At 71.1% G+C, this 17,943-nt stretch carries 17 protein-coding genes; 11 read left to right on the forward strand and 6 right to left on the reverse strand.

Annotation, left to right across the window (positions count from 1 at the left end; all coding sequences use genetic code 11):
* Positions 1–10: 10 nt before the first annotated feature.
* Both ACWDZ6_RS15815 and ACWDZ6_RS15820 read right to left on the reverse strand, forming a co-directional pair.
* Positions 11–1,375, reverse strand: coding sequence for a zf-HC2 domain-containing protein (locus tag ACWDZ6_RS15815; RefSeq protein WP_451503283.1), 1,365 nt, complete (start codon positions 1,373–1,375; stop codon positions 11–13).
* Positions 1,372–1,953, reverse strand: coding sequence for a sigma-70 family RNA polymerase sigma factor (locus ACWDZ6_RS15820; protein WP_366730916.1), 582 nt, complete (start codon positions 1,951–1,953; stop codon positions 1,372–1,374). Before ACWDZ6_RS15820 ends, ACWDZ6_RS15815 begins: the two co-directional genes overlap by 4 nt.
* A gap of 286 nt (positions 1,954–2,239) precedes the next feature.
* Between ACWDZ6_RS15820 and ACWDZ6_RS15825 the strand changes: the two genes are divergently transcribed.
* Together ACWDZ6_RS15825 and ACWDZ6_RS15830 are read left to right on the forward strand one after the other, a co-directional pair.
* Positions 2,240–2,614 carry an STAS domain-containing protein gene (locus ACWDZ6_RS15825; RefSeq protein ID WP_326650701.1) on the forward strand — a complete coding sequence of 125 codons (375 nt, stop codon included), beginning with the start codon at positions 2,240–2,242 and terminating at the stop codon, positions 2,612–2,614.
* Positions 2,615–2,726: 112 nt separating this feature from the next.
* Entirely contained in the window at positions 2,727–3,239 is a 513-nt protein-coding gene (locus ACWDZ6_RS15830; RefSeq protein WP_451503284.1) for an EF-hand domain-containing protein, read from the forward strand.
* Positions 3,240–3,351: 112 nt separating this feature from the next.
* On the opposite strand, the gene ACWDZ6_RS15835 is transcribed toward ACWDZ6_RS15830, so the two are convergent.
* A complete protein-coding gene (locus ACWDZ6_RS15835) occupies positions 3,352–4,863 on the reverse strand; it encodes a class I adenylate-forming enzyme family protein (protein WP_451503285.1) in 1,512 nt (503 codons plus the stop codon).
* Positions 4,864–5,013: 150 nt separating this feature from the next.
* Here ACWDZ6_RS15835 and ACWDZ6_RS15840 point away from each other — a divergent pair, with 150 nt between their 5' ends.
* From ACWDZ6_RS15840 to ACWDZ6_RS15855, 4 genes are all read left to right on the forward strand, one after another.
* Positions 5,014–6,204: an amidohydrolase family protein gene (locus ACWDZ6_RS15840; RefSeq protein WP_389181382.1), complete on the forward strand. Its 1,191-nt coding sequence runs from the start codon at positions 5,014–5,016 to the stop codon at positions 6,202–6,204.
* Complete coding sequence (locus ACWDZ6_RS15845) at positions 6,204–7,373, forward strand: acyl-CoA dehydrogenase (RefSeq protein WP_451503286.1); 1,170 nt, start codon at positions 6,204–6,206, stop codon at positions 7,371–7,373. The genes ACWDZ6_RS15840 and ACWDZ6_RS15845 overlap by 1 nt, the downstream gene beginning before the upstream one ends.
* The gene (locus tag ACWDZ6_RS15850; RefSeq protein WP_451503287.1) at positions 7,358–8,278 is read left to right on the forward strand and encodes an acyl-CoA dehydrogenase family protein; all 921 of its coding nucleotides are present in this window, start codon (positions 7,358–7,360) and stop codon (positions 8,276–8,278) included. The genes ACWDZ6_RS15845 and ACWDZ6_RS15850 overlap by 16 nt, the downstream gene beginning before the upstream one ends.
* Positions 8,279–8,678: 400 nt before the next feature.
* Positions 8,679–9,143: an ATP-binding protein gene (locus ACWDZ6_RS15855; protein WP_389181373.1), complete on the forward strand. Its 465-nt coding sequence runs from the start codon at positions 8,679–8,681 to the stop codon at positions 9,141–9,143.
* Between the two features lie 69 nt (positions 9,144–9,212).
* Here ACWDZ6_RS15855 and ACWDZ6_RS15860 read toward each other — a convergent pair whose 3' ends face one another.
* Entirely contained in the window at positions 9,213–10,139 is a 927-nt protein-coding gene (locus ACWDZ6_RS15860) for a cyclase family protein (RefSeq protein WP_451503288.1), read from the reverse strand.
* A gap of 83 nt (positions 10,140–10,222) precedes the next feature.
* Here ACWDZ6_RS15860 and ACWDZ6_RS15865 point away from each other — a divergent pair, with 83 nt between their 5' ends.
* The 4 genes from ACWDZ6_RS15865 (at position 10,223) to ACWDZ6_RS15880 (ending at position 14,892) form a co-directional block, all read left to right on the forward strand.
* Entirely contained in the window at positions 10,223–11,134 is a 912-nt protein-coding gene (locus ACWDZ6_RS15865) for an SDR family NAD(P)-dependent oxidoreductase (protein ID WP_451503289.1), read from the forward strand.
* Between the two features lie 214 nt (positions 11,135–11,348).
* Positions 11,349–12,542 (forward strand): acyl-CoA dehydrogenase family protein, encoded by a 1,194-nt coding sequence (locus ACWDZ6_RS15870; RefSeq protein ID WP_451503290.1) that lies wholly within the window; start codon positions 11,349–11,351, stop codon positions 12,540–12,542.
* Complete coding sequence (locus tag ACWDZ6_RS15875; protein WP_451503291.1) at positions 12,539–13,588, forward strand: Zn-dependent alcohol dehydrogenase; 1,050 nt, start codon at positions 12,539–12,541, stop codon at positions 13,586–13,588. The genes ACWDZ6_RS15870 and ACWDZ6_RS15875 overlap by 4 nt, the downstream gene beginning before the upstream one ends.
* Before the next feature lie 77 nt (positions 13,589–13,665).
* Complete coding sequence (locus ACWDZ6_RS15880) at positions 13,666–14,892, forward strand: MFS transporter (protein WP_451503292.1); 1,227 nt, start codon at positions 13,666–13,668, stop codon at positions 14,890–14,892.
* On the opposite strand, the gene ACWDZ6_RS15885 is transcribed toward ACWDZ6_RS15880, so the two are convergent.
* A complete protein-coding gene (locus ACWDZ6_RS15885) occupies positions 14,815–15,807 on the reverse strand; it encodes a GlxA family transcriptional regulator (RefSeq protein WP_451503293.1) in 993 nt (330 codons plus the stop codon). The genes ACWDZ6_RS15880 and ACWDZ6_RS15885 overlap by 78 nt on opposite strands.
* A 59-nt stretch (positions 15,808–15,866) precedes the next feature.
* Here ACWDZ6_RS15885 and ACWDZ6_RS15890 point away from each other — a divergent pair, with 59 nt between their 5' ends.
* The gene (locus tag ACWDZ6_RS15890; protein ID WP_451503294.1) at positions 15,867–17,252 is read left to right on the forward strand and encodes an MFS transporter; all 1,386 of its coding nucleotides are present in this window, start codon (positions 15,867–15,869) and stop codon (positions 17,250–17,252) included.
* Here ACWDZ6_RS15890 and ACWDZ6_RS15895 read toward each other — a convergent pair.
* Positions 17,242–17,847, reverse strand: a complete 606-nt coding sequence (locus tag ACWDZ6_RS15895) for a flavin reductase family protein (RefSeq protein ID WP_451503312.1) — start codon at positions 17,845–17,847, stop codon at positions 17,242–17,244. The genes ACWDZ6_RS15890 and ACWDZ6_RS15895 overlap by 11 nt on opposite strands.
* Positions 17,848–17,943: the final 96 nt, after the last annotated feature.

Consider the following 17,943-nt stretch of genomic DNA (forward strand, 5'->3'; position numbering starts at 1 on the left):
CCACGTCGTCCTAGAGCCTGCTCAGTGACGCCGCCGCGAACAGGACGTCCCGGATCGCCTCCCGGTCGCCGTCCTGGCCCGCCGCGGCCTCCTGCGGGGAGACGTGGCCCGCCACCAGGCGGCAGAACTCCACACCGTCCAGTGCGACTTGGGCAACCGCGTGGTCCGCCGAACCGACCGCGGCCGGGGAGTCCAGGGCGATGTACCAGTTCCCGCCGCCCGAGCCCTCGACCTCCAGATGCAGCGACCGGCCCGGTGCGCCGGCCGCGACCAGCTGTCTGGCCGGTCCGGCGAGGCCCGCACGCCGCCGGTCGGCGAGCGCGGCAGGCAGCAGCCGGGCGGCCAGATCGATCATCCGGTGCAGATGGGCGCCGCTGGGCGGCTCGTACGGATAGTCCACGGCGTCCGCGATGTCGCCCGCGTGCATCCAGCACTCGAAGGCGCGGTCCAGCAGGGAGTCCCGCAGCGGAAGGTCGAAATCCCCGTACGAGACGGCCAGTTCGGCGACGCCGTGGCCGGCGAAGGACACGGTGCGGATCAGTGTGTGGCTCTGGTCGCGCCAGGGTTCCCGGACGGTACGGGTGGGCGGCAGGTCCGCGGTGCGCCAGAAGACCTCGGTGCGCTGGGTGGGCACTCGCGGCGCGTCGGATCCGAGGGGATCGTCCAGGCCGAGCGCGCCGGCGACCAGTCCGTCGACGGTCATGAGATGCCCGATGACCCCGGCGACGGTCGTTCTGCGGCTCACCTGCTGCTCGCCCTCGAACCATTTGAGGCGTACCGGCGCATGCCATTCCGCGTCGCCGATGTCCCGCAGCAGCGCGTCGAGCCGCGCCGTCTCGGCGTCGTACGGAGTCGCCCAGACCGGTACCGGGATACGGGCGGGCCTGCGGCCCAGGCAGTTCTCGAGCACCCGGAAGCGCAGCAGCGGGTCGAGGTCCAGGTCCCGGTCGGTGTGCAGCAGAGCGACGGCGTCGCGCAGCCGCAGGGCCTCCTCCGCGCAGGGTGCGCAGTCGCCGAGGTGCGCCTCGACTGCCGCGGTCTCCTCGGCGGAGCAGGCGGACAGTGCCCAGGCGCCGAGCAGCGACTTCAGCACGCTGTGCGAAGGCCCGAGCGAAGGCCCCTCCCCGTCGCCGCCACCGGGTCCGCCGCCGTACTCCCCGGTCCGGCTCTCCGGCTCGGCAGGCGGCTCAACAGGCGACTCGGCGGGCACAGGCGGCTCGGCGGGCACAGGTGGCACGGTCGGCCGCGGGACGATGCGCGCCGGCGGATCCAGATCGTCCGCCGCCCACCGCGGTCCCGGTATACGCGGCACGCCACGCCTCTCGTCGCGGCCGTCGTCGTCGGCGCCGCGGCCGCCGTCCAGCGGCCCGTTCACAAGGAGTGTCCGTATCGGGGCGGGGACGAGCCCTCCAGCGGGCGGGTCTGGGCGGTGGAGAGCAACTGCAGGCCCAGTCGCAGCCGGCGCCTGGCCTCGTCCTCGGTGACCCCGAGGTCGGCCGCGGTCTGGCGATAGTCCCTGCGCTGGAAGTAGGCGAGCTCCAGGGCGGCCCGCAGCGGCGCCGGCATGGAGGTGACGATGTAGTCGGCTCGGGCCGCGACCGCCGCCCTGCGGACCTTCTGTTCCAGTTCCTCCGTGGTGCCCTCGCCGCCTTCCGCGAGCGCGGCGGCCTCGGTCTCGCGCAGCCGGTGGACGGCCTGGCTGTTGGTGAGTCTGGCGACCCACGACCGCATCGAGCCCTGCTTGGGGTCGTACGCGTCGGGGTTCTCCCAGATGTAGCCGAAGACCTCGCGGGTGACCTGGTCGGCCGCCGTGTCGTCGTCGAGCACCCGGTGGGCGAGCATGTGCACCAGCGAGGCGAACCTGTCATAGAGCTCGCCGAGGGCAGCGGCCTCTCCCCGCGCGAGCCGCTGCTGCATCTTGCGGTCCCATCGCGGTGGTGTGTCCTTTGCCATACGGCCCCCAAGCGTGCGCCCCTGTGCCTGTCGCCCCTTCGAATGTAGTGGGCGGGGCCCGGAAAGCACGCTCCTTTGGGGCAAGTGTGCGCCGGAGGATACGCGGAACGCAGGAAAAAACAGATGGTGGTGAGCACCGTGTTTCCGCTGCGAGCGTCGTGTTTCATGGGTGAGCGGGTTGGGCAGCCGCGAGAGGAAGGACAGCTTCCGGATTTCCTGTCCGCCGGTCGGCTTCTGCCGCCCGGCGGTCGCGTGGCTCCGGATCGGCAGGAGGAGAGGTCCGGTCGTGATGCTCAAGGTGGACGAGACCCGGCAGGGTGCGTGGACCGTGCTGCACGTCTGTGGCGAGCTGGACCTCATGTCCTCGCCCGTGGTCCGTCAGCATGTCCACGACGCGGTCGCGGTCGGCCACCGCGATCTCGTGCTCGACCTCTCCGAGGTGTTCTTCTGCGACTCCAGCGGCGTCGGCGTGCTGATCGCCGCCCGCCGGCTGCTGCGCTCCTGCCAGGGCCGGTTGCGGCTGATCCTCCCCGCCCGCGGCGCGGAGGACGGCTCGCACGTCAACCGGGTGCTGGCCGCTCTCGGCGTGCGCCGACTCTTCGACGTGTACGCGGACGCGGGCTCGGCCGTCGACGAGGAGGCCCAGCCGCTCTCCGCCTGACCGCGGTCGCGGCGTGACTCTCCGCCGTCACTCGGTGTACGCACGCATGTCGTCTTCGCGTAATTGGCGGAGTACTTGCACGCGCCGGTGCTCGGGGTCGTACGCTCCCCGCATGGACAGCGCAGAGTACGAGCGCAAGATCGCTTCCCGCTTCGCCGCCTTCGACCAGGACGGCAACGGCTATATCGACCGTGAGGACTTCAGCGGGGCGGCGGCCGCGCTGCTCGCAGAGTTCTCCACGACCGCCCGCTGCGACAAGGGCCAGGCCCTCTACAGCGGCGCGGAGGCGTTCTGGCAGGGCATGGCCGGGATCGCCGACGTGGACGGGGACCAGCGGGTCACCCGCGAGGAGTTCATCACGGGTGCGGTGAAGAGACTGCGTGACAACCCCCAGCGATTCGCCGAGATCGCCCGCCCCTTCCTCCATGCCCTGATCGCCATCGCCGACGAGGACGGCGATGGTGTGACGCCTTCCGCCGCCGAGCGGGTGCTGCGGGTGCTCGGCGTGGCCCCGGATGTCGCGACGCAGGTGGCCGCGGCGCTGGACGCGGACGGTGACGGCAGGATCACCGAGGACGAGATCCTGGCGGGCTTCGCCACGTACTTCGTCACGCCGGAGCCGTAGCCGGCGGAGCCCGTCCGGCGATCGAGGCCATGCGGCCCGGGGCCATGCGGCCCGGGGCCATGCGGCCCGAGGCCGCAAGCGGGGTCGCCGGACCCGGGCCCGCCCGCACCCGTCACGAAAACCGCTCCCTGAGCTTGTACTTCAGTACCTTTCGCAAGGTCTCGTTACGCGGCAACCGCTCCACCACCTCCAGCTGCTCCGGCAGCTTGTGCACCGACAGCCCCTGTTCGCGCAGATATGCCGTGACGGTGCCGAGGTCCAACTCCTCGGCACCCTCCGGCTGTTCCACCACGGCACAGACCCGCTCGCCGCGCTCGGCGTCCGGCAGTCCGATCACCGCCGCGTCCCCGACGGCCGGGTGCTCGTGCAGCAGGTCCTCGATCTCCTTCGCCGAGATGTTCTCGCCCTTGCGGATGATGACGTCCTTGATCCGGCCGGTGAGGACCAGATGCCCGGACCCGGTGACGTACCCCAGGTCGCCGGTGATGAAGAAGCCCTCGCCGTCGAAGGCCGCGGCGCTCTGGGCGGGATCCAGATATCCCTGGCAGACGGCCTCGCCGCGCAGCCGCACCTCGCCGTCCACGATCCGTATCTCCATGCCCTCCGGCGGCCGCCCTTCGGTCGTGGCGAGCATCTCCACGGTGTCGTCGGGTGCGCCCATGGTGATCATGGGGACCTCGGTCATGCCGTAGCCGTGCGTGAGCTGGCAGCCCATCTCGCGTACGACGGCGTGGTAGATCTCCGGCGGCTTCGGCGCTCCGCCGCCGGCCAGCAGCCGCAGGCTGGGGATGAGCTTGCGCTCCGGCCGTTTGCGCTGCTCGGCGAGGAACATCGAGTAGAAGGCGGTGGAGCCGCCCGCGACCGTCACCCCGTGGCCGCGGTAGGCCTCGAGGGCGTCGGGCAGCGCGAAGTGCTCGAACATCACCGCGGGGAAGCCGTACAGCAGCAGCATCACCGTGTAGTCGGGCCCGGCGATGTGCGCGAAGGGGAACGCCATCGAGCCGACGTCGTCGGACGACAGCTTCAGCGCGTGGGCCAGGGTGGAGCCGCCCGCGATCAGCGAACGGTCGGTGTGCAGCACGCCCTTGGGGTCCGAGGTGGTGCCGGAGGTCCAGTAGATCCAGCGGACGGATGTTCCGTCGGCGGGCGGCGGCGGCAGTACGGAGGGATCGGCGTCGGGCAGTGTGCCGTACGCCTCGAAGACCAGTGGCGGCTCGGGCAGCTCCAGCGAGAGGCGGAGCGCCATGCCCGCGTGGTCGAAGCCGCGCCAGGTGCCCGGCACGGCGAAGAACTCCGCCTTGGACTCCCGCAGCGCGAAGCCCACCTCGCGGTCCCGGTAGAAGGGGATGACCGGCGACTGTACGGCTCCGAGCCGGGCGAGCGCGAAGGAGAGCAGTGCCGTCTCGATCCGGGTCGGCAGCTGCCAGGCGACCACACTGCCGGGCCGCACCCCCAGCTCGTACAGCCCCGCGGCGACCCGTTCGGAGCGGTCCCGCAGCGCGCCGAAGGTGAGGCTGCGGTCGTCCTGGATCAGCACGGGGCGGTCCGGGGTGAGCCCGGCGCGGAGTTCGACGAGTTCCCAGAGTGTGCGCGACCGCCCCAGGGCGTGTGCTGTCCGGTTCATGCCCGGCCCTCCGTTGCTGACGGATAGTCAGATAATGCGGAGAGCGTAGGGCCAACCGCCTTGTCGGTCCAGGGGTGCGGGAACTAGCCTGCTATCTGACGGTCCATCAGATTCCGACATCGCGTTCCGTACGCCGGAGGGGACACCAGCATGGAACTGCCTCGGATCATCAGCGTCGACGACCATGTGATCGAGCCGGCCCACCTCTTCGAGACCTGGCTGCCGGCGAAATACCGCGACCGCGGGCCCAAGCCGCTCACCGCGGGCATCGGCGAGCTCGCCTACGTAGCCGGGAAGTACCGGATCACGATGGATCCCGAAGGCCCGCCGACCGACTGGTGGATCTACGAAGACCTCACCTTCCCGTACAAGCGCAATATCGCCGCCGTCGGCTTCGACCGCGACGACATGACCCTCGAAGGCATCACCCGCGCGGAGATGCGGCGCGGCTGCTGGGACCCGAAGGAACGCCTCAAGGACATGGACCTCAACCATGTCGAGGCCTCGCTCTGCTTCCCCACCTTCCCGCGCTTCTGCGGGCAGACCTTCGCCGAGGCGCACGACAAGGAGGTCGCGCTCGCCTGCGTACGCGCCTACAACGACTGGATGGTCCAGGAGTGGTGCGGCGACAGCGGCGGCCGGCTGATCCCGCTGTGCATCATCCCGCTCTGGGACATCGACCTGGCGGTCGCGGAGATCAAGCACAATGCCGCCCGCGGAGTGAAGGCCGTGACCTTCTCCGAGATCCCGACCCACCTCGGGCTGCCGTCGATCCACTCCGGCTACTGGGACCCGTTCTTCGCGATCTGCCAGGAGACCGGCACGGTCGTGAACATGCACATCGGCTCGTCCTCGCAGATGCCCGCCGCATCGCCGGACGCGCCGCCGGCCGTGCAGGCCGCGCTCAGCTTCAACAACGCCATGGCCTCGATGATGGACTTCCTCTTCTCCGGCGTCCTGGTGAAGTTCCCACGGCTCAAGCTGGCATACAGCGAGGGCCAGATGGGCTGGATCCCGTACGCCCTGGAGCGCGCGGACGACGTCTGGGAGGAACACCGGGCCTGGGGCGGAGTGCGTGACCTGATCCCCGAACCCCCGTCGACGTACTACTACCGGCAGATGTTCTGCTGCTTCTTCCGCGACAAGCACGGCGTGGCCTCGCTGGACGTCGTCGGCCGCGACAACGCCACGTTCGAGACCGACTATCCGCACGTCGACTCGACCTTCCCGCACACGAAGGAGGTCGCGCTCGACCACGTCAAGGGCCTCGACGACGAGACGGTCCACAAGCTGATGCGCGGCAACGCGATCCGGATGCTCGACCTGGATCTGGACCGCTAGTGGACCTCACGTACACCGAGGAGGAGGAAGACTTCCGGGCGCGGCTGCGCGCCTGGCTCGCCGTGTCGCTGCCGAAGCTGCCGCCGAAGCCCGATCCGCTGGACTGGCCCGGCCGGCGGACGTACGACACGGCCTGGCAGCGGATGCTGTACGACGCCGGATACGCCGGCCTGCACTGGCCCGTGGACGCGGGCGGGCAGGGCGCGACGCCGACCCAGCATCTGATCTATCTGGAGGAGACCGAGCGGGCCGGGGCGCCGTACGTGGGCGCGAACTTCGTGGGGCTGCTGCACGCGGGCCCCACCGTCGCCGCCGAGGGCACGGCCGAGCAGCGCGCCCGCTGGCTGCCGCCCGTGCTGCGCGGCGACGAGGTCTGGTGCCAGGGCTTCAGTGAACCGGACGCGGGCTCGGACCTGGCGTCGCTGCGTACGAAGGCCGTCAGGGACGGGGACTCGTACGTGGTCACCGGCTCCAAGATCTGGACCTCGCACGCCGAGGTCGCGGACTGGTGCGAGCTGCTGGTACGGACGGACCCGCAGGCGCCGAGACACCGCGGCATCTCCTGGCTGGCGATGCCCATGGACGCGCCCGGGGTCACGGTCCGCCCGCTGCGCACCCTCGCCGGGTCCGCCGAGTTCGCTGAGATGTTCCTCGACGAGGTCCGCGTCCCGGTGGCGAACCGGGTCGGCGAGGAGAACGACGGCTGGCGCGTCACCATGGTCACCCTCTCCTTCGAACGCGGCACGGCCTTCGTCGGCGAGGTCGTCGCCTGCCGCCGCACACTCGGCGAACTGGCCCGTACGGCCCGGCGGAACGGCCGCTGGGACGATGCGGTGCTGCGCCGCAGACTCGGCCGGCTGAACGCGGAGTTCCGCGCCCTGTGGCGGCTCACCCAGTGGAATGTCAGCGAGGCGCAGAACACCGGCGGCGTGCCCGGCACCGGCGGCTCGGTCTTCAAACTCCGCTACTCGCACGCGCGCCAGGAGCTGTACGACACGGCCGCCGAGGTGCTCGGCCCCGACGCGATGGACCTGGAGCGGGAGTGGACGGGCGACCGGCTGTCCTCGCTGTCGTACACGATCGCCGCCGGCACCTCGCAGATCCAGCAGAACATCGTCGCCGAGCGGATCCTCGGCCTTCCGAAGGGACGCCGATGGACTTCCGGTTGACGGACGACCAGCGTGCGCTGCGGACCGGCGTGCGGAAACTGCTCGCCGGCCGTTTCGGCCGCGACGCGCTCCGGGCGGCCGTGGACCGCGAGGGCACCGTCGACCGGGAGCTGTGGCGGGAGCTCGGCGCGGCCGGGTTCTTCGCGCTGCGGCTGCCGGAGAACGAGGGCGGGGCGGGGCTCGGACTGCCCGAGGCGGTGCTGCTCTTCGAGGAGGCGGGCCGGGTGCTGCTGAACGGGCCGCTGGTCGCCACCCATCTGGCGGCGGGCCGGGTGCCGGGCGCCGCGGACGGTGCGCGGGTCGTCACCTGCGCCACCCAACTGCGCGGGTTGATCCCGCACTTCGGCGAGGCGGACGCGGCAGTCGTCATCCACGGCGCGGGGATGCGTATCCGCTGTCCGGAGGATCTGCCCCACGCGCGGCGGCTGCGGTCCCTGGACCCGCTCACCCCGCTGCACCGTATCCCGGACGGGCCCAAGGCCCCGCCACGCCCGGACGCGATTCTTCTCACCGCCGCCGAACAGCTCGGCAGCGCCGCCCGCACCACCGAGATGGCCGTCCAATACGCCGGGGAACGCCAACAGTTCGGGCAGCCCATCGGCGGATTCCAGGCAGTCAAGCATCTGTGTGCCCAGATGCTCGTACGCACGGAGGTCGCCCGCGCCGCCGTCTACGCCGCGGCCGTCACCGAGGACTTCACCGAGATCGCCGGCGCCAAACTGCTCGCCGACGAGGCCGCCGTCCAGGGGGCCCGCGACTGCCTCCAGGTGTTCGGCGGGATGGGCTTCACCTGGGAGGCGGACGTACATCTGCATCTCAAGCGGGCCTGGCTGCGCGGGCGGATGTGGCTGACCGCGGCGGAGTCGGAGGAGATCCAGGCCGAGGCCTTGGCCTCAGCACTCTGAAGCGTCACCGAGAGTGGAACGAACGTCGATACCGGGTTGTGTCCTTCGCGCGACTCGTCACGGGCCGGAGTCGGGGCCGGGCTCCGGTACTCTCCGTGGGATGCGAGTGGTTCCGAGTCCGGGCTCTGCCGGTGTTGCCCCTGCGGCGGCTCCGGGACCGGGAATGTGCGCCGTTCGCCCTGTGCGGGTACGGGCTGCGAGCCTCTGTTCGACTCTCCGCAACGTGCGTCGCACAGTATGCACCACGGGCACTCTTTCGCGCTGGAATATGCCCGAAGCGCTTGTTGCGGTGACTGTACGTCAACCATGCTGTCTTGCAAGGGAGTCACTTTCAGTGACCTTGTTCAGGACCTTGTCGAGGCGCGAGGCGATGTGTCCGCCGGTTCGGATGGTGTGAGCGGTGCAGGTGCTTCTGGTTCAGTTGGAGGTCGGGCCCGATCCCGCGGAAGTGGGACGCGCGCGGAGGTGGGCTCGTTCCAGGCTCGCCGGGTCCGGGATAGGGGACGACGAGCCGCTCGCCGACACACTGATCCTGCTGATCTCGGAGCTCGTCACCAACGCCGTCGTCCACACCGGCTGTCCGGCCGTGCTGCGGATGCTCTTCGGCGCGGGCGTGGCGGAGGCCGGGACCGTACGGGTCGAGGTCGCCGACAAGAGCGCCCGCCCGCCGCAGCCCCGCCACGCCGAGGGCGACGACACCAACGGCCGCGGCCTGGAACTGGTCGACGGACTCGCCGACCGGTGGGGATGGCAGCCGGAGGGTGCCGGCAAGTCCATCTGGTGCGAGGTGGACAGGGGTGCGCCGACGGTGGCGGCGGCCGTGTACGGGCAGCCGGGAGTGCGCGGGTACGTCACCGCGCCGTAGGGCGCGGTGACGTACGGACCGGGAGTCCGGTGTCCGGGGTTCGCCACCCGTTGTCCGGCGGTGACGGCCTCAGAGGATCGCGACCGGGGCCACGGGGGTTCCCGTACCGCCGACGAACGGCTCCGGCATCGCGGACAGCAGGAATGCGTACCGCCCGACTTCTGCACAGGCTGTGGACAACTTTTCCAGATTCCAGTTCTGGCCCTGCAGCATGCCCATCTCGACGAGATCCAGGGCATGCACGGGCAGCCAGAGGTTCTCGATCTCCGGCGGGAAGATCTCGAAGGTGAGGGTGTCGTTCGCGACCGCGGCGACATCGTGGGTGTGGAACCACTCGGGGGTACGGACGGACAGACCGGGGGACGGGTATCCGTAGCCGTGTTTGTCGCCGCCGAGGCAGAGCTGGATCTGTCCGGTCCGTACGAGAACGATGTCACCGGATTTTATGGTCAGGCCGGCGAACTCCACTGCCTCGTCGAGGTCCTCGGGTGTGACGGCGTGGTCACCGGGCAGCCGGTCCAGCCCCTTGGCGCACGCCACATCGAGCAGCACGCCGCGCGAGACGATGTGACGGGCCTTGTCGATACCGCTGAAGCGTGCGCGGGTGTGCGGGGTGATGGAGTCGGCGGGGCGGCCGTTGTAGATCTTGCCGGAGTGCGACGCATGGGTCAGCGCGTCCCAGTGGGTGGCGGCCTGCAGGCCCATGGTCACGGCGTCGTCGCTGGTGGCAACGGTGCCGGGGCCGAACAGCTCTTGGTTGATCTGGACCATGGTGTGCAGCGGGTTCACCCGGCCGGGGATGAGGCCGGTCTGCACGCCGTCCTGCTGCAGGGGCAGCGCGAGGGCGACGCGGCGCCCGCTGTGGACCTCGGCGGTGGCGTTCCTGACGACCTCGTCGGTGATCAGGTTGAGCGTGCCGATCTCGTCGCTCTCCCCCCAACGACCCCAGTTGTTCACGCGTTTGGCGACGTCATGGAACTCGGCCGGCAGCGACATCGGGCCTCCTGGGGCTTGTGCTCGAGTATCTGACTGACCGTAGAATCTAACGGTCCGTCAGAAACCGCGGGAAGGGGCCGGGCGTGGGGAACTTCTTGGCAGGCAAGGTGGTCGCCGTCACGGGTGCCGGGCGCGGTATCGGGCGGGCGGTGGCGCTGGCCGCCGCGGCGGAGGGCGCGCGGGTTGTGGTCAACGACTACGGCGTTTCGATCGAGGGCGCCGAGCCGGCGAGTGGGATCGCCGAGGCCGTGGTCAAGGAGATCGAGGCGACGGGCGGCGAGGCGGTCGCGGTCGCCGACGACATCTCGACGATGGCGGGCGGCCGGCGGATCGTGGACGTGGCGCTGGCGCAGTACGGCCGTATCGACGGTGTGGTCTGTGTGGCCGGGATTCTGCGCGAACGGATGCTCTTCAACATGTCCGAGGAGGAGTGGGACCCGGTCGTCGCGACGCATCTGAAGGGCACGTTCACGGTGTTCCGTGCGGCGTCGGCGGTGATGCGGAAGCAGGGCGGCGGAACCCTGATCGGGTTCACCAGCGGCAACCACCAGGGGAGCGTGGCGCAGGCCAACTACTCGGCCGCGAAGGGCGGGATCATCTCGCTGGTGCGGAGCGCGGCGCTGGGCCTGCACAAGTACGGGGTGACGGCGAACGCGGTGGCGCCGGTGGCGCGTACGCGGATGTCGGCGAACGTACCGATGGAGCTCAAGGAGATCGGGGAGCCCGAGGACGTGGCGGCGCTGGTCGTGTACCTGCTCTCCGAGCGGGCGCGGAAGGAGCGGATCACGGGCCAGGTCTACACGATCGCGGGCCCGAAGATCGCGGTGTGGGCGCAGCCGAGGGAACTGCGGGCCGGTTACGCGGAGGGGGCGTGGACCCCCGAGAAGATCGCGGACTTTCTGCCGGGGACGGTGGGGGTGGACCCGATGCCGATGCTGGCGCAACTGGAGGAAATGGCGAGGGCGGCGAGTGCGGGGGACCGCCCGAACGGCTGACCGGGCCCCGCGCGGGGGCTTCTGCTGGGGCTCCGCCCAAGCCCCGCGCCTCGATCGCCGGAGGGGCTGTTTTGCAGCCCGTCCGGCGATTGAGGACACGCCCCCTACGCCCTGGGGGCGTGGGGGGACCCCCGGAAGGGCGTCCGGGGTCCGGGGGCTTGCCCCCGGTTACGGGAAGGGGCGGGTAGGGGAACTTCAACTCCTGGGAGCACACGTGGACTTCTCCATCGGTCCGGAGGACGACGCATTCCGGCGGGACGCACGGGCCTGGCTCGACGCCCACCTCGTCGGGAGCCACGCCGAGGCCGGCGCACACGGCGGCCCCGGCAGCGAGCACGAGCGCGTCGAAGCGCGCCGCGCCTGGGAGCGGGAGCTCGGTCGCGGCGGCTGGATCGGCCTCGGCTGGGACACGGGCGCCTACGGCAACCGGCGGGCCACACTGACCCAACAGGTCGTCTGGGCCGAGGAGTACGCCCGAGCCGGCGCCCCCGGCCGCGTCGGGCACATCGGCGAGAACCTCCTCGCGCCCACCCTCGTGGCGTACGGGAGCCAGGAGCAGCAGGACCGCTTCCTGCCCGCCGTCGCGCGCGGCGAGGAGCTCTGGTGCCAGGCGTACAGCGAGCCCGGCGCGGGCTCGGACCTCGCGGGGGTGCGGACCGCCGCCGTACGGGACGGTGACAGCTACCGGGTCAGCGGGCAGAAGATCTGGACCTCCCTGGCGCACGAAGCCGACTGGTGCTTCGTCCTCGCCCGCACCGAGCCCGGATCGCGGCGCCACCATGGTCTGTCGTTCCTGCTCGTGCCCATGGACCAGCCGGGCCGTATCGATGTACGGCCGATCCGCCAGATGTCCGGGACCGCGGAGTTCAACGAGGTCTTCTTCGACGGTGCACTCGCCGCCGCCGGGCATGTCGTCGGCGGCGAGGGCAACGGCTGGCGCGTCGCCATGGGCCTGCTCGCCCTGGAGCGCGGCGTGTCCACGCTCGTCCAGCAGATCGGCTTCGGTGAGGAGTTGGCGCGGGTCGTGCGGCTGGCGGTGGAGAGCGGCGCCGCTGACGATCCCGTGCTCAGGGACCGTCTCGTACGGCAGTGGGCCGAACTGCGCACCATGCGCTGGAACGCCCTGCGCACGCTGGGCAGTTCCGGCGATGATCCCGGCGCGCCCAGTGTCGCCAAGCTGCTCTGGGGCGGCTGGCACCAGCGGCTCGGAGAGCTCGCCATGGCCGTACGCGGTGCGAGCGCGACGGCGGGCCCGTACGACTGGCGCCCCGAGAGTCCGTACGAACTCGACGCCCTCCAAAGGCTGTTCCTCTTCAGTCGCGCCGACACCATCTACGGCGGCTCGGACGAAATCCAGCGCAACATCATCGCCGAGCGGGTGCTCGGCCTACCGAGGGAGCCCCGATGAGAGGCGTCGTCTTCGACGGCAAGCAGCCGCAGTTGGTTGACGATCTGGAGATACGGGACCCGGGCCCCGGCGAGGTCCTGGTCGCCGTCGCCGCGGCCGGGCTCTGCCACAGCGATCTGTCGGTGATCGACGGCACGATCCCCTTCCCCGTGCCGGTGGTCCTCGGGCACGAGGGCGCCGGCGTCGTCGAGGCGGTCGGCGAGGGCGTCGGCCATATCGCGCCCGGCGACCATGTCTCGCTCTCCACCCTCGCCAACTGCGGCGCGTGCGCGGACTGCGACCGCGGCCGGCCGACCATGTGCCGCAAGGCGATCGGGCGACCGGGCCGGCCCTTCTCGCGCGGCGGCGAACCGGTCTTCCAGTTCGCCTCCAACTCCGCCTTCGCGGAGCGGACGATCGTCAGGGCGGTCCAGGCCGTGCAGATCCCCGCAGACCTGCCGCTCACCTCCGCCGCGCTGATCGGCTGCGGTGTGCTGACGGGGGTGGGGGCCGTACTCAACCGTGCGAAGGTCGATCGCGGCGAGACCGTCGTCGTCATCGGGACGGGCGGCATCGGGCTCAATGTCATCCAGGGCGCCAGGATCGCGGGCGCCTCCGCGATCGTCGCGGTCGACTCGAATCCGGCGAAGGACGCGGTGGCCCGGCAGTTCGGGGCGACGCACTTCCTCGAAGCGGCGGACGGGGTACGGGAGATCCTGCCGACCGGCGCGGACCATGTCTTCGAGTGCGTCGGGCATGTGGGGCTGATCCGGCAGGCGATCGAGCTGCTCGACCGTCACGGGCAGGCGATCCTGCTCGGCATGCCGTCGGCGACTGCGGAGGCGTCCTTCGTGCCCGCGGCCATGTTCCTGGACAAGTCCATTCTGGGCTGCCGGTACGGGAGCTCCCGCCCACAGCACGACATCGCGCTCTACGCCGATCTGTACCGGCAGGGCAGGCTGCTGCTGGACGAACTGGTCACCGAGACCTACCCGATCGAGGACTTCGCGAAGGCGGCGGACGACGCGCACCACGGCCGGGTGGCGCGCGGGGTGCTCACCTTCTGACGCCTCCTTCTGACGCCTCCTCCGCAGTCCCGAAAAGCAGTTGAGGGCCACCCGGCGCACCGGGCTACCGTCTCGCCATGTCCTACCGCGAGATCGTCACCCGGCCCGTCCTCATCTGGGGTGCCGTTGCCGTAGGCGCCAGGATGCCCGTCGCGATGGCGCCCCTCTCGCTGGTGTTCCTGGTGCGCGAGCGGCCCGGCGGCTACACCCTCGGAGCCGTGCTCGCCGCCGTGTACGTCATCGGGGAAATCGTCGGAGCGCCCGTGCTCGGCATGCGGATGCGGCCCGAGCGGGCGCGGCCGCAACTCGCGGTCGGTCTCGCGGTGGGAGCCGCCGCGTTCGCCGCGCTCGGGGCGGCGAACAGCGCGAACCCTGTCGTTCTCGGGGTGTTCGCGTTCCTCGCGGGGGCCGGGCCCGCCGCGGCGCCCGGCGGCCTGCGGGCCGTGCTCACCGGCATGGTGCCCGAGCGGGCCGTCACCCGGGCGATGAGCCTCGAATCGGTCCTGGTCTTCGGGATCTGGGCCGTGGCGCCCGCCGCCGCCACCTCGCTCGCCCTGAGCGTCGCTCCCTACGTTCCGCTGCTGCTCGCGGGCACCCTGATGGCCGCCGCCGTCGCCGGCCTGTGGGCGCTGCCCGCCGGGTGGAAGTCCGAGCGGGAAACGGGCGCCGAATCGATGCTGCGGGTCATCGCGCGTGCCTGGCCCGTCTACGTCACGGGCGCGGCAGGCCTGACCCTGCTGGCGCTTGCCGAGCTGATCCTGCCCGCGCTGCTCGATCAGCGGTCGATCGGGATCGGCTGGGCGGGGCCGCTGCTCGCGGGCTTCTCGGTCGGTTCTGCGCTGGGTGCCTTCGTGTACGGGCTGCGCAGCTGGCCGGGGCGGCTGCCCACCCAGAGCATGGTGCTGCTGTTCGGTGTCTCGGGGTGCGTGGCGCTGGTCGCGTTCACACCGTGGACCGGGGGCATCGCGGCCGGTCTCGTGGTCGCCGGTGTGCTGCAGGCCGGGGCGATGCTGACCCGCACTCTGACGCTGCGCGAGATGCTGCCGCCGAGTGCGCTCGCCGCCGGGTATTCGGTGATGTACGCGGCGGTGGGCGCCGGTTACGCCGCGAGCGGCAGCCTGGCAGGAGGCCTGCTGCGATTCGTGGCGCCGTCCACGGCGATCCTGGCGGGCGTCGGGCTCACTGTCGTACTGACCCTGACCGGGGCGGCGGGAGAGCGGTGGATGTCACGGACTCCCGCCGGCGCCGTTGGTGCGGAAGGCGCGCCGGTAGACCGTCGGCGGGACCCCGAGTGCCGTCTGTAGGTGCTGGCGCATCGACTGCGCCGTGCCGAAGCCCGCGTCCCGCGCCACCTGGTCGACCGACAGCTCCGTGGACTCGAGCAGATGGCGGGCGCGCTCCACGCGCTGCTGCGTCAGCCACTGGCCGGGGCTGATGCCGACCTCCTCGCGGAAGCGGCGCGTGAACGTCCGTACGCTCATGGACTCCTGCTCCGCCATGTCGCGCAGCTGGATCGGCTCGTGGAGGCGGCCGAGCGCCCAGCCACGTGCGGCGGTTGTGGTCGCCAGCTGCGGTTCGGGGATCGGCCGTTGGATGTACTGGGCCTGCCCGCCGTCCCGGTGCGGCGGTACGACGGTGCGGCGCGCGACGTCATTGGCGACGGCCGTGCCGTGGTCGCGCCGCACGATGTGCAGGCACAGGTCGATGCCGGCCGCGACGCCCGCCGACGTGAGTACGTCCCCGTCGTCGATGAAGAGGACGTCCGCGTCGACCCTGACGGACGGAAAGAGGCGCTGGAAGTGTTCGGCGGAGGACCAGTGGGTGGTGGCGGGGCGGCCGTCGAGGTATCCGGCGGCGGCAAGGACGTAACTGCCGGTGCAGATGGAGACCATGCGCGTGCCGGGCCGGATGTGGGCGAGGGCGTCGGCCAGCTCCTCGGTGAGCCGGCCCTCCTCGTAGACCGGACCCAGCTCGTAGGAGGCGGGGACGACGACGGTGTCCGCGGTGGCCAGCGCCTCGGGGCCGTGCTCGACGTGGATGTCGAAGTCGGCGTCGGTACGGACGGGGCCCGGCCGCATCGAGCAGGTGACGATCTCGTACAGGGGATTGCCGTCCCTGCCCTTCGCCCGGCCGAAGATCCGGTGCGGAATGCCGAGCTCGAAGGGGAGCAGCCCGGTCAGAGCCAGCACGACGACCCGGTGTTTCTTCACCACATCCATGGCCTGATCCTAACGAATGCTGTCTCTCGGGCCACTCGTTGCGGGTGATCGATCCTCGGATGCTGGGTGACGTGACCCAGACAACCGCGCCGCACGGCAGCCCGCAGTCCCTGAGCCGCCCTCCCCGAATCCGTATTCACCGCGCGTGGTTCGTCGCCGTCGTCACCTTCGTGACGATCATCGGCGCCGCCGCCTTCGCGTCACTGCCCGGCCTGCTGATCGAGCCGCTGCACGAGGAGTTCCACTGGTCGCGCGGCACGATCGGCTTCGCGGTCTCGGTGAATTTCGCGCTGTACGGGCTCACCGCGCCGTTCGCCGCGGCGTTGATGGACCGCTTCGGCATCCGCCGGGTGGTCGCCGTCGCCCTCACGGTCATCGCGGTCGGCTCCGGACTGACCGTCTTCATGACGACGTCGTGGCAACTGGTGATGTACTGGGGCATTCTGGTCGGCCTGGGCAGCGGCTCGATGGCGCTGGCGTTCGCCGCGACCGTCACCAATCGGTGGTTCGTGCAGCGGCGCGGACTGGTCACCGGCATCCTCACCGCGGCCGGCGCCTCCGGCCAGCTGGTCTTCCTGCCCCTCCTCTCCTGGCTGGTGGAGAACCACGGATGGCGCCCGGCCTCGATCACGGTCGCGCTCTCGGCTCTCGCGGTCGTCCCGTTCGTCTGGCTGCTGCTGCGGGACCACCCGGCGGACGTGGGTGTCGCGGCGTACGGCGCCGAGGGCTTCACCCCGAAGCCCGACCCGGTCCCGGGCGCGGCCCGTCGCGCGGTGACCGTCCTGTTCCGGGCGGCCCGCACCGGTCCGTTCTGGCTGCTGGCCGGCACCTTCGCGATCTGCGGCGCCTCGACGAACGGCCTGGTCAAGACCCACTTCGTGCCCGCCGCCCACGATCACGGCATGCCGATCACGGCGGCCGCTTCGCTGCTCGCGGTGATCGGTGTCTTCGATGTCGCCGGCACGATCGCCTCCGGCTGGTTCACCGACCGTTTCGAGGCACGGCGGCTGCTGGCCGTCTACTACGCGCTGCGCGGCATCAGCCTGCTCTTCCTGCCGATGCTGCTGGCCCCGTCCGTCCACCCGCCGATGATCTTCTTCATCGTCTTCTACGGGCTGGACTGGGTGGCGACGGTCCCGCCGACGATCGCCCTCTGCCGCGAGCACTACGGCGAAGACAGCGCGATCGTCTTCGGCTGGGTGCTTGCCTCGCACCAGGTGGGCGCGGCGATCGTCGCCTTCACCGGCGGCCTGGCGCGGGACGTTTTCGGCTCGTACGACGTGGTCTGGTACGCGTCGGGGGCGCTGTGCGCGGCGGCGGCGCTGATGGCGCTGGTGATCCGGCGCAAGCCGCTGCCGAAGCTGGAGCCCGTGTCGCCCGTGTCGCCCGTGTCGCCTGTGTCGCTGGTGAAGCCGAAGACCGCGGCCGCCACCGTCACGCGCTGAAGCGCCCGAACTTCCCGCGGTGGAAGAGCAGTGGCGCGCCCTCGTCGTCCGCGTTCTTCTCCGCCGCGCCCAGCGCCACTACCCGCCCCACGACGATCAGATGGTCGCCGCCGGTGTGCACGGCCTGGATCGTGCAGTCGATCCAGGCCGGTACGCCCGCGAGGAGCGGCGATCCGGTCACCGGCGATCCGGTGTGCGGGACCCCGGCGAACTTGTCCGCGCCGCTCACCGCGAAGCCGCGGCACAGCTCGCCTTGGTGCGCACCGAGGACGTTGACGCAGAAGGACCCGGCGCGGGCGATGCGCGGCCAGGTCGTCGACGTACGGGCGACCATGAAGGCGACCAGGGGCGGGTCGAGCGACAGGGAGGCGAAGGACTGGCAGGCGAAACCGGCCGGTCCGTCCTCGTCGTGGGCCGTGACGACGGTGACGCCGGATGCGAAGTGACCCAGTACGCGACGGAATTCGGCCGGGTCGACGGGCAGCCGCTCGTCGTCGCCGACAGCCCGCAGGTCCGGGCGCGGCAAGGTGTCGAACGGCTCGGTGGCCGTGGGGGCCCCGACCGACCTGAGGTATCGGACGGCGGTGGCGGCCATCCCTGCGTGTCCCATCACACCTCCATTGAAGCTGACGGTTCGTCAGATTGGAAGGGCGTTTGCGCGGCCGCGCCGCCCGCGCTCGGAGCTCAGGCG

The sequence above is a fragment of the Streptomyces sp. NPDC002926 genome (assembly GCF_053591755.1).

Excerpts from the sequence above, each read along its gene's own strand:
- ACWDZ6_RS15880 (WP_451503292.1), top strand. The coding sequence starts at position 13,666 with ATGTCCTACCGCGAGATCGTCACCCGGCCCGTCCTCATCTGGGGTGCC.
- ACWDZ6_RS15890 (WP_451503294.1), top strand. The coding sequence starts at position 15,867 with ATGCTGGGTGACGTGACCCAGACAACCGCGCCGCACGGCAGCCCGCAG.
- ACWDZ6_RS15850 (WP_451503287.1), top strand. The coding sequence starts at position 7,358 with ATGGACTTCCGGTTGACGGACGACCAGCGTGCGCTGCGGACCGGCGTG.
- ACWDZ6_RS15895 (WP_451503312.1), bottom strand. The coding sequence starts at position 17,847 with ATGGCCGCCACCGCCGTCCGATACCTCAGGTCGGTCGGGGCCCCCACG.
- ACWDZ6_RS15885 (WP_451503293.1), bottom strand. The coding sequence starts at position 15,807 with ATGGATGTGGTGAAGAAACACCGGGTCGTCGTGCTGGCTCTGACCGGG.
- ACWDZ6_RS15875 (WP_451503291.1), top strand. The coding sequence starts at position 12,539 with ATGAGAGGCGTCGTCTTCGACGGCAAGCAGCCGCAGTTGGTTGACGAT.
- ACWDZ6_RS15830 (WP_451503284.1), top strand. The coding sequence starts at position 2,727 with ATGGACAGCGCAGAGTACGAGCGCAAGATCGCTTCCCGCTTCGCCGCC.
- ACWDZ6_RS15840 (WP_389181382.1), top strand. The coding sequence starts at position 5,014 with ATGGAACTGCCTCGGATCATCAGCGTCGACGACCATGTGATCGAGCCG.
- ACWDZ6_RS15835 (WP_451503285.1), bottom strand. The coding sequence starts at position 4,863 with ATGAACCGGACAGCACACGCCCTGGGGCGGTCGCGCACACTCTGGGAA.
- ACWDZ6_RS15860 (WP_451503288.1), bottom strand. The coding sequence starts at position 10,139 with ATGTCGCTGCCGGCCGAGTTCCATGACGTCGCCAAACGCGTGAACAAC.
- ACWDZ6_RS15820 (WP_366730916.1), bottom strand. The coding sequence starts at position 1,953 with ATGGCAAAGGACACACCACCGCGATGGGACCGCAAGATGCAGCAGCGG.